The organism is Paenibacillus sp. FSL H8-0282 (genome assembly GCF_037963825.1).
GTDB classification, from domain to species: domain Bacteria; phylum Bacillota; class Bacilli; order Paenibacillales; family Paenibacillaceae; genus Paenibacillus_AQ; species Paenibacillus_AQ odorifer.
The window spans coordinates 1,433,737-1,445,509 of the sequence record NZ_CP150146.1; the positions used below are offsets into that span (position 1 = coordinate 1,433,737).

Here is an 11,773-nt window from a genome sequence, read left to right on the forward strand (position 1 = left end):
TGCACTGGAGTCCGATATCTAGCTCGAAAGGCTATAAGTTAGCAAATAACGTCAACTGAGTCCGGAAGTAGCGGGGAGAGTAATGAGTGTAGTTAGATAACAACTGAGATCGAAAGTGGCAGGGGAGAGTGACGATGTGTAGTTAGTGTTAACTGAGTCCGAAATTAGCGGAGAGTGTAATGACTCGGCGTAGGCGGACCCAGCAGACCTTATAACGTGGAATTATCCTGTTTTTTGGATGCTAACGGACCGCATAATCGCTATTGGCACGAAACACACCAAATATGAACCTGTTTCACATGAATAGCTGCACTGGAGTCCGATATCTAGCTCGAAAGGCTATAAATCAGCAAATAGCGTCAACTGAGTCCGGAAGTAGCGGGGAGAGTAATGATGTGTAGTTAGTGTCAACTGAGTCCGGAAGCGGTGAGTCACCCGACGCAGGCGGACCCAGCGGACCTTATACGTGGAATTATCCTGTTTTTTGGATGCTAACGGACCGCATAGTCGCTATTGGCACGAAACACACCAAATATGAACCTGTTTCACATGAATAGCTGCACTGGAGTCCGAAACCCAGCTCGAAAGGCTATAAATTAGCAAATAGCGTCAACTGAGTCCGGAAGTAGCGGGGAGAGTAATGAAGTGTGGTTAGCGTCATCTGAGTCCGGAAGTAGCGGGGAGAGTAATGATGTGTGGTTAATGTCAACTGAGTCCGGAAGTAGTGGGGAGAGTAATGATGTGTGGTTAGTGACAACTGAGCCCGAAAGTGGAGGGGAGAGTGACGATGTGTAGTTAGTGTTAACCGAGTCCGAAATTAGCGGGAAGAGTAATGATGTGTAGTTAGTGTCAACTGAGTCCGGAAGTAGCGGGGAGAGTAATGATATGTAGTTAGTGTCAACTGAGTCCGCAAGCGGCGTGGGAAAGTGATGATGTGTAGCTAGCGACAACCGAGTTTGTACGTGGAGGGGGAGAGCGATGAGCTGAAGACAGCGTCAACTGAGTCCGAAAGTGGTGGCGGAAGTTTATTTACTAAAGTTCAGATGCGCGAAGGAACTGGAGATTGTTAGATTGAGAAGTCTGCTGAGATAAGCTACGCAAACCGCAAAGAAGCGATCTCCCATATACCGGGAGCATCGCTTCTATGTTGTCTCATTTCTCGTCTCATAAATTCACTAACAACCGCGTTTTTTCTTAACTTATCGTTGAAACCTCTGAAGGAAGGTGGCGCTTTAACCAGTTGAGCACATCGGCTGTGACTTGATCTCGATTCACTTCATTTAGCATTTCGTGTCTACCTTCTGGATAGAGTCGGAACTCAACGTCTGACACTCCTCGTTTCTTATACAACTCCGCAAGACGGGGAATGCCTTGACCGTTCATCCCGACAGGGTCCTTATCCCCACCGAATATATAAATGGGCTTACCTGTACATAATGTGCTAAGTGATTCCTCAGTATGGATCTCTCTTAGGAGGTGGAAGAAACCACGGAAAAAGCGTGTTGTACAAATAGCTCCGCAGAATGGATCGGAAATGTACTTATCTACTTCCGCAGTATCGCTGCTCAGCCAATCAAATGTTGTTCTGACCGGGGAAAAGGCGCGGTTATAGCTGCCGAATACCAGACTGTTCAGCAGTACACTGCGATGATGCTCACCCTTTAGCTTAAGCTGCGCGCTAGCCAGAGATTCTCCAATACGCAGCATACTGCGTGGACCGTTTGTCCCGCTTAGGATAAACCCTGAATAGATTTCGTTGCCTTCTTCGCACATGAGTTTTTGACCCAGAAAGGAACCCATACTGTGTGCGAATAAAATGATGGGCTTTCCTTCATGCTTGGAGAGTGCTGCGGCACCTACCTGCAGAAGATTACGCCGCATCCAATAAAATCCGTCCTCCCCAACATCACCAAGCAGATTGACTTGACCAGCGGTTCTACCATGTCCCCGGTGATCATTGGCATATACTGCATAACCAACCCCGGTTAAAGCTTCCGCAAAACGAGCGTAGCGGGCAGCAGTTTCACACATCCCGTGTGAAATTTGCACGATTCCTCTAACTGGCACATCGGACTCAGGTAACCATTCATAGACATGGATGGTTACACCTATGGGATCCGTTAGAGTAAAGCTGTTTTCCTTCATGGTCCATTCCTCCTAAAGGTTCTCGACTTATGGTAAATAAGAGCGAAGCACAGTAGAATGACCCTCGATAGTATAACGGCCTAGGTTGGAAGGAATCAGATAACATTCCCCTGCGGCATAAGGCTGGGAGCCGCCTTCCCAAGTCAGATGTCCGCTGCCTTCGCAGATAACCAGAATAGTGAAGCTGTCTTCTGAAGTGGTGAGATCCCATGAACCATTTACGATCCCTTTTTCGACAATAAAATAAGGTGAAGCGGCAAGCTGCAGCCACTCTCCAGGCACTGCATGATCGGTCTTCATCGAAGTAGCGCCAGCGCCTTCATAAGCTGTAACATTTAGAGAATCCTCAATATGAAGCTCGCGTGGTTTTCCATCTAGACCTGGACGGTCGTAGTCATAAATACGGTATGTAGTGTCGGAATTCTGTTGGATTTCCGCTACAACGACACCAGCGCATAGAGCATGTACCGTTCCGGCAGGGATGTAGAAGGAATCGCCAGCGGAGACAGATACCTCTTGAAGGCTATCCATAACCGTGCCTTTTTCCAGTGCTTCGCGTAATGTTTCACGGTCTACGCCTTCTTTAAGGCCGTAGATGATTTTTGCATCTGGCTTAGCGTCTAATACGTACCACATCTCTGTTTTACCCAGTTCACCTTTAGGCAATCCTACATAATCATCCGTAGGATGGACTTGAACGGAAAGGTTGTCGTTGCAATCCAACAATTTGATCAAGAGTGGAAATCTTCCACCAGCTTCTGATATTCCCTTGCTTCCGAACCACTCGTGACCAAATTGCTCACGAATTTGATCCAGACCTTGTCCAGCTAATTCTCCATTAACCACCGAAGATGTTCCATTCGCATGATCGGCAATCATCCAGCCTTCACCAATATGGCCTTCTGGTAGATTCAGGCCGAATTTCTCCAGCGCGCGGCCACCCCAGACACGTTCTTTAAACTCCGGTTGAAATTTTAAAGGATATGGTTGTGTCATTCGTAATCTTCCTTCCCAATTACAAGATAGTTTGATTGTTTATAAAGCTTAAGATGGGGAACCTTTTTTCTTCTCGAGGGCAATTACATAAGGTGCGTCCGTGCGCTGCAGCTGGCGGTATACAATGCTCTGCGCTACCTTAGGGGAAACAGTCGCAGCCCAAGCTTCAACAGCGGCGGCTTCGAGATCTCCGCCTGCATGGCCAGGATACAGTACAGCCGTAATAATTCCCCCCGGACGCAGCAGCTGGAGTGAAGCTTCCAGGGCTGCAATAGAGCTATCCGGCTCAGTAATGATATTCTTGTCGGCATCGCCTGAAGGCAGATAGCCAAGATTGAACATTACAGCACCAACGGTGCCTGGCCAGTTAGCCGGGACGGCTTCTGCCATTTCGGCATGGCTGCGTTCCAGTAAGGTAACGGCAGAGAGTGAGGAAGTGTCCTCCCGCGCAAGCCGGAGACGTTCTTCTGCCAGCTTCAGCGCCGCAGCTTGAATGTCAAAGCCGTAGACTTCGCCACGAGCTCCGGTTGTTTTGGCTAGAAAAAGCGTGTCAGCACCAGTACCTACAGTTGCATCAATCGCACGGTCACCTAAAGTTAGCCGCTCAGAGATTAATTTATGAGCAAAGCTTAGAACGGACATAAAGCCCATTAGCCCTTCCTCCAATACTTACCCTGCCAAGTATCACGAGCAACAAGCTCATCGTCAATGGCATTTAGCACTTCCCATTTCTTGAGACTCCACATCGGTCCAACTAAGAGATCCCGTGGGGCATCTCCAGTCAAGCGATGAACAATCATCTCAGGGGGCAGAATTTCAAGTGAATCAGCAATCAGCTTCACATACTCGTCCTGTTCCATGAATCGGAGCAATCCTGCTTCATACTGCTTCACCATTGGTGTTTTCCGCATGAGATGCAGAAGGTGAATCTTAATTCCCTGCACATCCATGCGAGCTACAGCAGATACCGTTTCAAGCATCATTTCGTGCGTCTCCTGTGGGAGACCGTGAATGATATGGGTACAGATTCGAATATTGTGACGGCGCAGCTTTTCCACAGCCTCCACATAACACTGCGTATCATGCGCCCGGTTAATAAGCTCAGAAGTGGAGTCATGTATAGTCTGAAGACCCATCTCTACCCAAAGATACGTACGCTTGTTCAGCTCTGCTAAATATTCGACCACATCATCCGGCAGACAGTCAGGGCGGGTAGCAATAGACAATCCAACGACACCAGGCTGCTGCAAAATAACTTCGAAATATTCTCTCAGCTCTTCGACCGGAGCGTACGTATTAGTATAGGCTTGGAAGTAACCGATATATTTAGCATTTGGCCATTTCAGATGCTGTCTGTCACGGACGTTATTGAATTGTGTGACTAGGTCATCTCGGCGGCTTCCGGCAAAATCACCAGAACCTCTGGCACTGCAAAATGTGCAGCCTCCCTTAGCAATGGAGCCGTCACGATTGGGACAGGTAAAGCCTGCATCAAGCATAACTTTGAATACCTTGGTGTTCATGTGTTCACGCATTTCGTAATTCCAAGTATGAAAACGTTTATCTCCCCAAAGTTGCGGAGGAGAAGTGTATTGAAGATTAGACACGAGAAGCCCCTTTCTGAAAATATAATTATGGATAAGATTCCTTATCCTTATATTTTTCTGAGACAGATGGCGTCCTTATCCCAGAGAACGCACAGCCGTTTCTTATAATCCAATACATTGTATCAAAAAACCGAGCTCGGCGTAACATTGACTCCTCATAACGGCATGAAAAATAGGCAGGAAATAAGGCGCTTTCAGCTTGAAAATGCTTACATAGTATGTTATATTCAGAGTGTGAAAAGCTGCTGTGGCATAAAGAAATTCATCCAAGAGTTCATAATTTCGTGTCGTCCGATCCATAATAATAACCGTGAGGTGATAGCAATGAATTCTCAAACGGTATATGCTGAGGGTAAAGATTCGATTGAAGTCCACTTAACACCAGATGAAGCCCTTGCACTAACGGGCGTGGAATTTAACGGCAACCCTAAGATCAAGACAGATGCGCAGCGCAAAATTCGTAGCGCATTCGAAAAAAAGACATTTGCCACAAACACAAAGTAAATCTTGATTTGCCAGACAAGAACGAAATCTATTCCAATATACAACAACGAAGGAATTCCTCTGAACAGCTCATTTAAGAGCTGAACCAGAGAATTCCTTTTTCTTTTTTTACCGCAATCCCTTTACTTTTTGGGACAATTTCGGCACAATATTGCAAGTGACAGTTATCGTATAAGAGATAATCGGAGGAATACCTATGCGTTTACGCGGAAGAAAAGGAATACGTGAAAGTTTGGAAGAACAGACGGATTTAGTCATTCTAGATCCTCGGAGTTATAAAGGTGAGTGGTCCAAGCTGTTCGGTAACGATCATCCGATCCATGTGGAGTTCGGAATGGGCAAAGGACAGTTTATCAGCCAAATGAGCTTTAAATATCCTGATATTAACTTTATCGGAGTGGATATGTATGATGAGCTGATCCGCCGTGCTGGAGATAAGGCTAGAGCAGTATGGGAGCCGGCAGGACATGAAACACCGCCTAACCTGAAATTGGCACTTGCAAATATCGATTATGCTGAGGAAGTATTTGCTCCGGGAGAGCTTGAACGGATTTATCTTAATTTCAGCGATCCGTGGCCTAAAAGCAAGCATGCCCGGCGTCGTTTGACACATCCACGTTTTCTTGACAAATATCGCGGTTTGCTTAGCGATCTAGGTGAAATTCATCTAAAAACAGATTCCCGCAGTCTTTTTGAGTTCTCATTAAATGCCTTTGCGGACTTTGGCTTGCAGATGAAAAATATTTCTTTGGACCTACATGCAGATGGCATCATCAACGAGGATCATATCATGACAGAATATGAGACGAAATTTGTCGGACGTGGCGTGAATATCCATCGTTGCGAGGCAATTGTAGGTGCAGAAGCACTCAAACAGTATCAGGCTACCCGATTGGATAAATATCGGCTGTAGTTACAAAGCACTGCTTCAAATGGCATGCTTCAATAATAAAGCGGCAACTCTCCAAGTAAAGTAGTTTGGAGGCTGCCGCTTTTTTAATTAACTATTCCAATAATTCGATGATACTCTGAGCACATTGTAAAGGATGGTAGCGCGCAATTTCTTCAAGATGAAGTTTGCGCTTGTTTTGCACATCCTCATAGTTGTTTAAGAGGCGCTCCATCCACATTTCGACAACCTCTAAAGATTCGATGGGTTCTCCGAAGCCGGCTGCAGTAAAGTAGCGGCAATTCTCCTCCTCCTGCCGGGAAGAGGGTGATGGAAGAGCATCGGAATACCTTTTGCAAGCCCTTCACTGCAGGTCATTCCTCCCGGTTTTGTAACCAGCAGATCGGACACCTCCATCAGCTTGTGGATTTCACGCGTAAAGCCGAGTAAGGAGATATTAGGATGATTATAATGCGGGTCTTCTTTCATTTCCTTTAGCAGCTGTTCGTTATTGCCGAGACAGAAAACAATCTGAATCTTGTCACGCCATTCCGCCAGACAAGCATTTACGACTTGGTCGTTCATGATTCCCCAGCCGCCGCCCATGACTAGAACGGTTGGCATCTCCCGCAGATTGAATTGCTCTCGAATCTCCTGCTTTCCGGGATGCTTCCAAAAATTAGGGTGTATCGGTATACCTGTTACCTGAATTTTCGTGGCAGGAATATTTCGGCTGCGCAATTTGGATTTAACCTCAGGTGTTGAAACCAGGTAAAGGTCTACCTCTGGGCTAATCCAGGTTGCATGCGCATCATAATCCGTTATGACGGTGACGAGCGGCACATTTAGGGTAGGATCCAATCTCTTTAGGCGGGACACTACAGCACCTGGAATAAAATGTGTGCAGACAATTACGTCGGGTTTCAGTTGCCTCACAATATTTTTGGCATGCGTATAAAATATACGATGCAAGGCAAGCGTGGTAAGACGATTGAATGATTTCTGGTGACGGTAGACATAACCCATCAATTTTGGCTGTGTCGTTACCGTCTTTCGGTAAGCAGACAGAATAATAGGTGCCATCTTGGGGTTTAAAAAATTTCCAAGTTCTAGCACCTTCGTTTGTAAATTAGGCGATAATTGGCGCAGACTGCTCGACAACGCATAAGCTGCTTGTGTATGTCCGGCGCCAAAACCTTCCGAGAGTATTAAGATTCTTTTTTTACGCAATGTTGATTCACCTATTCTCAAGGGTTTTCCCGGTTATTAACAATAAATGCTTTACATCCATAAGGCTATAGTACCAGCTGCTACGCAGGAACCGATCACTGCGCCAGCTATAACATCTGATGGATAATGCAATCCAAGATAAATACGAGAAAATCCGACAATACAAGCTAGCGGCAGCAGAATAACGGTCAAAGCAGGAAACGCCAGCATATAAGGGACCGTAGAAGCAAAGATAGCTGTAGTATGACCAGATGGAAAAGAATGATCCTTTAATGGATTACGAAAAGTATTGGTTTCCGGTAACGCCAGATAAGGACGCATACGCGGGTACAGTTTTTTGGCGATAGCTACGGGTATATGGCTGACAGCTAGTGCTGTCAAGGCTTGTAAACCTGTAGTTCTCCAAGGCTCAGGAGCTAATACCCATACCAGTATATTGATAACAATCGTGCTTGTAGCTCCACCCAAATGAGTAAGGTAAAAGAGCCAAAAGTTCAAAAAACGATTATGCATTCGTCCGTTGATCCACTTAAAAAGATTCCGCTCCCAGAGATGTAGTTTCATGAATAAATGTCTCATATCTAATTCCCTCCGCTAGTCCGGCTACCGTTAACAGATGTTAATGCAGTAATCCGTTCTATAGCTTAGATCTGTCTTAATCATACTTTTTAAAGGTAGTTCATTTCAAGGAAAAGCTCAGGTTTACACGAAATTTGCCAGTTTTGACTTAGAGCACTATTACGCTTTACAATGATTCAAGCAGACTAAACCTGTTTAAAAGGGTAAGAGATAAATAAGGATTCAAAAAAAGGAATCCATAGAATTCTTTTAAACAGCATATATAAAAATTGTGAAGTCTGCCGAGAATAAGAATACTCTTGGTCTATTGTTAAGGGATGCAACAAAAGGGTCAGAAAGAACGTCAAGCAAGCTAGAGAGAAAAAAAGAACACCAAGAGTGAAAAAAGGGGGCATCAAAAGGTCATGACAGACGCACTGTTTGTTACGCTCCAAGTGATCTTGGCAGCAATCGCAGTCTATCAGTTTACGTTTTCATTATTCGGACTGCACAGGAAAAAGAAAAAAACGCAGTATAAGCCGGAAAAATCTTTTGCCGTACTTGTTGCCGCACATAACGAGGAAGAAGTTGTCGGCGCATTAATGGAGAATCTGAAGCAGCTTAATTATCCATCAGAACTGTACGATGTATTTGTAATTTGTGACAATTGTACAGACGGTACAGCTCGCATCGTTAGAGAACACGGCATGAACGCCTGTGTCCGCACCAATGCAAATCTGAGAGGTAAAGGCTACGCAATAGAATGGATGCTTAAAGAGCTGTGGGCTATGCCCCGGCAATATGATGCTGTTGTCATGTTCGATGCCGATAACTTGGCGCATACTGAGTTCCTGATGGAGATGAATAATGATCTTTGTTCAGGTGCACGGGTAATCCAAGGTTATATCGACACCAAGAATCCAGAGGATTCCTGGATTACAGCTGCTTATGGTATTTCGTACTGGTATATTAACCGTTTGTGGCAACTTTCACGCCATAATTTAAATATGGCTAACTTCCTTGGCGGAACCGGAATGTGTTTTGAGACCACACTTCTTAAAGAAATGGGCTGGGGAGCTACAAGTTTGGTCGAGGACTTGGAGTTTACGATGCGTAGTGCAGCACATGGTGTATATCCTAAGTTCAATTATGATGCAAAGGTATTTGATGAGAAGCCGTTAACCTTCAAGGCCTCCTCAAGACAGCGTCTGCGTTGGATGCAGGGGCACTTCACTGTTGCTCGCCGTTATTTTTTCCCATTGCTTTGGCAAAGTATTAAAGAACGCAGCTTAACGAAGTTTGACCTCGCGCTTTATGGAGCGAATGTATATATTGTATTGCTCACTTTTTTAATGACGGCGGTAATGTGGGTGGATATGGCGTTCTTTAACGGACCGAATATCGCTAACATTTACGGCAGCTTGCCGATCTGGCTCAGCTTCCTGGCTATTGGCGCCAATCTGGTGACTTTTGGTATTGCGATGGCATTAGAGAAGGTTACGTTCAAGAAAGTATATGCTTATCTTGTATTCTTCCCGATCTACTTGATCTCGTGGTATCCGATTACGTTCTATGCGTTCTTCACGCAGAACAATAAGCAATGGAGCCATACCAAGCATACTCGCGTAGTACGACTTGAAGAAGTACAAAGTAAGCAGGTATAAAATTCACGAAATTTCTGCATAAAAGGATTGACACCCCAAATAGTGTGGTGTATAGTATTCAAGTACGCAAATCATAGGGATTGCAAGAAGAAGCACCTGCTTCTCACCTGACTGGCATATTCGCCGGCTGGTTTTGATCTCAATGCTTTATGAATGTTAATGTTCATGAACGTTGATCAAACACGGGGTGTCGGGTGTTACCGGCACCCCTTTTTTATGGAGTTACGTGAGAATAGTTGTTAAAAAGATCCGGAGGTGGAGAGTTATCAGTAAGGAACATATGATCAATGATGAAATTCGGGCCAAAGAGGTACGGTTGGTTGGTGCGGAAGGTGAGCAAATCGGAATTAAACCGATCCGCGAAGCGCTGCAAATGGCGATCGATCTTAATCTGGATCTAGTCAATGTAGCACCACAGGCTAAGCCGCCGGTATGCCGCATCATGGATTACGGCAAGTTCCGTTATGAAACGCAGAAGAAAGAGAAGGAAGCGCGTAAAAACCAGAAGGTCGTTGATATCAAGGAAGTCTGGTTCCGTGCTAACATTGAGGAACATGATTATCAAACTAAGTTCCGCAATGTGATCAAGTTCTTGGGTGAGGGCGATAAAGTGAAGTGCTCCGTACGTTTCCGCGGACGTGAGATTACACACGCGAATATCGGCCAAAAAATCCTCGAACGAGTGAAGAACGAAGTGGCTGATATATCTGTTGTTGAGCGCCAGCCAAAGCTGGAAGGCCGCAGCATGATTATGATTTTGGCTCCTAAAGCTCAATAAATCTGGAGTCACTTGCTTATCTGCAATTTGGCGCCGCATAATATTCAAGGAGGAAACACCATGCCTAAGATGAAAACACACAGCAGCCTGAAAGGCCGCTTCAAAATTACCGGAACTGGTAAAGTAACACGTTACAAAGCTCACAAAAACCACTTGCTGTCCCACAAATCTAAACGCGCTAAGCGCGTTCTGAACGGAAATCCAGTAATGGCCCCTGGGGATGTAAGACGTTTGAAACAAGGATTGGCTAACTTGAAATAGTTTATTACACATTTTTGGGAGGTTTATTAATATGGCAAGAGTTAAGGGCGGATTTGTAGTTCGTCGTAAACATAAAAAAGTGTTGAAATTGGCAAAAGGTTATTTCGGTTCTAAACACCGTATTTTTAAAACAGCTAAAGAACAAGTAATGAAATCGATGGTTTACGCTTACCGCGACCGTCGTCAAACTAAACGTAACTTCCGCAGACTGTGGATCGTTCGTATTAATGCAGCAGCTCGTTTGAACGGTCTTTCTTACAGCAAGCTTGTATACGGCCTGAAATTGGCTGGTGTAGAAGTTAACCGTAAAATGCTGGCTGATCTGGCTGTGAATGATCTTAACGCATTCAACTCCTTGGCTGGTATTGCTAAAGAGAAAATCAACGCGTAAGTGTTGTAATATAACCGAAAAGCACCGCCTGCGGGTTGCCCATGCAGCGGTGCTTTTTTGTGCGGTAAGATAGGGATGAAGCAGCGTTGACATTCCCTACATAAAAGAAAAAGCTCTGCATCTGCAGAGCTATTCCCAGTACTTTATGGTGTTTAATTGAGCGGCGAGTTTTTTGCTGATATTGCGGCGAACTTTTCGTAGCTCGGAACGTTCATTAGCAGATTCGTTGATCAGCTTCTCTTCGTCTGTCTCTGGGATGATAGCTGGGACCGGAGTAGGCGTGCCATCCTCTTCGACTGCGACAAAGGTTAGGAATGAAGTAGCAGCGACAGCGCGCTCTCCAGTATATAGATTTTCTGAAATGATCTTCACAAACACCTCTATGCTTGTCCGTCCGGTCCAGGAGACGAAGGATTCAAAGCATACGGAGTCAGTAGGGCGAATGGGTCTCAAGAAGTCTACAGAGTCTGTAGAGGCTGTGACGACGTTAGTTCGACAATGGCGCATAGCTGAAATGGAGGCTACTTCATCAATGCCGCTCATAAGCTTGCCACCGAATAATGTTTTGTGATTATTGACATCATTAGGGAAAACGCGTCCGGTTTTGAAGACACGGGATTCACGGCAATATTTGAAGGCCGGTGTTGTTTGTGGATTTATTTCTTCGGTCATGATCTGATAACTTCCTTTCAGTGCAATTACTAAGGAATCATAATAATAGAAAACACTTAAGTGTGCAATAATATTTGT

At 45.1% G+C, this 11,773-nt stretch carries 13 protein-coding genes, 1 pseudogene and 1 other annotated feature; of the genes and pseudogenes, 7 read left to right on the forward strand and 7 right to left on the reverse strand.

The features are described from left to right. The first annotated feature begins 645 nt into the window (after positions 1-645). Positions 646-795 (forward strand): hypothetical protein, encoded by a 150-nt coding sequence (locus tag NST94_RS06270; RefSeq protein WP_339281785.1) that lies wholly within the window; start codon positions 646-648, stop codon positions 793-795. Positions 796-1,194: 399 nt separating this feature from the next. Here NST94_RS06270 and NST94_RS06275 read toward each other — a convergent pair whose 3' ends face one another. Genes NST94_RS06275 through NST94_RS06290 form a run of 4 tightly spaced genes read right to left on the reverse strand, consistent with a single transcriptional unit; the run spans position 1,195 to position 4,748 of the window. Then, entirely contained in the window at positions 1,195-2,145 is a 951-nt protein-coding gene (locus tag NST94_RS06275; RefSeq protein WP_339281786.1) for an alpha/beta hydrolase, read from the reverse strand. 27 nt (positions 2,146-2,172) lie between these two features. After that, a complete protein-coding gene (locus tag NST94_RS06280; RefSeq protein ID WP_076128070.1) occupies positions 2,173-3,141 on the reverse strand; it encodes a type I phosphomannose isomerase catalytic subunit in 969 nt (322 codons plus the stop codon). 48 nt (positions 3,142-3,189) lie between these two features. Continuing rightward, a complete protein-coding gene (locus NST94_RS06285) occupies positions 3,190-3,792 on the reverse strand; it encodes a class I SAM-dependent methyltransferase (RefSeq protein WP_076219068.1) in 603 nt (200 codons plus the stop codon). After that, on the reverse strand, positions 3,792-4,748 hold the full coding sequence (locus tag NST94_RS06290) for a TIGR01212 family radical SAM protein (protein ID WP_076107276.1): 957 nt from the start codon (positions 4,746-4,748) through the stop codon (positions 3,792-3,794). The genes NST94_RS06285 and NST94_RS06290 overlap by 1 nt, the downstream gene beginning before the upstream one ends. A 324-nt stretch (positions 4,749-5,072) precedes the next feature. On the opposite strand from NST94_RS06290, the gene NST94_RS06295 reads away from it, so the two are divergent. Together NST94_RS06295 and trmB are read left to right on the forward strand one after the other, a co-directional pair. Next, entirely contained in the window at positions 5,073-5,252 is a 180-nt protein-coding gene (locus NST94_RS06295; RefSeq protein WP_036679526.1) for a hypothetical protein, read from the forward strand. Positions 5,253-5,448: 196 nt separating this feature from the next. Then, a complete protein-coding gene (gene trmB, locus NST94_RS06300; protein ID WP_036679523.1) occupies positions 5,449-6,165 on the forward strand; it encodes a tRNA (guanosine(46)-N7)-methyltransferase TrmB in 717 nt (238 codons plus the stop codon). A gap of 91 nt (positions 6,166-6,256) precedes the next feature. Here trmB and NST94_RS06305 read toward each other — a convergent pair. Further along, positions 6,257-7,371 (reverse strand): annotated as a pseudogene (locus tag NST94_RS06305) (glycosyltransferase). 51 nt (positions 7,372-7,422) lie between these two features. Continuing rightward, a complete protein-coding gene (locus NST94_RS06310; protein ID WP_339172086.1) occupies positions 7,423-7,950 on the reverse strand; it encodes a phosphatase PAP2 family protein in 528 nt (175 codons plus the stop codon). Between the two features lie 404 nt (positions 7,951-8,354). Here NST94_RS06310 and NST94_RS06315 point away from each other — a divergent pair, with 404 nt between their 5' ends. The 4 genes from NST94_RS06315 to rplT all read left to right on the forward strand — a co-directional run bounded on the left by NST94_RS06315 (position 8,355) and on the right by rplT (position 11,023). After that, positions 8,355-9,593 carry a glycosyltransferase family 2 protein gene (locus NST94_RS06315; protein ID WP_036679513.1) on the forward strand — a complete coding sequence of 413 codons (1,239 nt, stop codon included), beginning with the start codon at positions 8,355-8,357 and terminating at the stop codon, positions 9,591-9,593. Positions 9,594-9,671: 78 nt separating this feature from the next. Beyond that, positions 9,672-9,816, forward strand: a sequence feature (ribosomal protein L20 leader region). 57 nt (positions 9,817-9,873) lie between these two features. Then, positions 9,874-10,371, forward strand: a complete 498-nt coding sequence (infC, locus tag NST94_RS06320) for a translation initiation factor IF-3 (RefSeq protein ID WP_036679510.1) — start codon at positions 9,874-9,876, stop codon at positions 10,369-10,371. Positions 10,372-10,431: 60 nt separating this feature from the next. Further along, entirely contained in the window at positions 10,432-10,632 is a 201-nt protein-coding gene (rpmI, locus tag NST94_RS06325; protein ID WP_036679507.1) for a 50S ribosomal protein L35, read from the forward strand. Positions 10,633-10,663: 31 nt separating this feature from the next. Beyond that, complete coding sequence (gene rplT, locus NST94_RS06330; RefSeq protein WP_036679505.1) at positions 10,664-11,023, forward strand: 50S ribosomal protein L20; 360 nt, start codon at positions 10,664-10,666, stop codon at positions 11,021-11,023. Between the two features lie 129 nt (positions 11,024-11,152). Here rplT and NST94_RS06335 read toward each other — a convergent pair whose 3' ends face one another. Further along, entirely contained in the window at positions 11,153-11,695 is a 543-nt protein-coding gene (locus NST94_RS06335; RefSeq protein WP_051491073.1) for an acyl-CoA thioesterase, read from the reverse strand. Positions 11,696-11,773 lie beyond the last annotated feature (78 nt).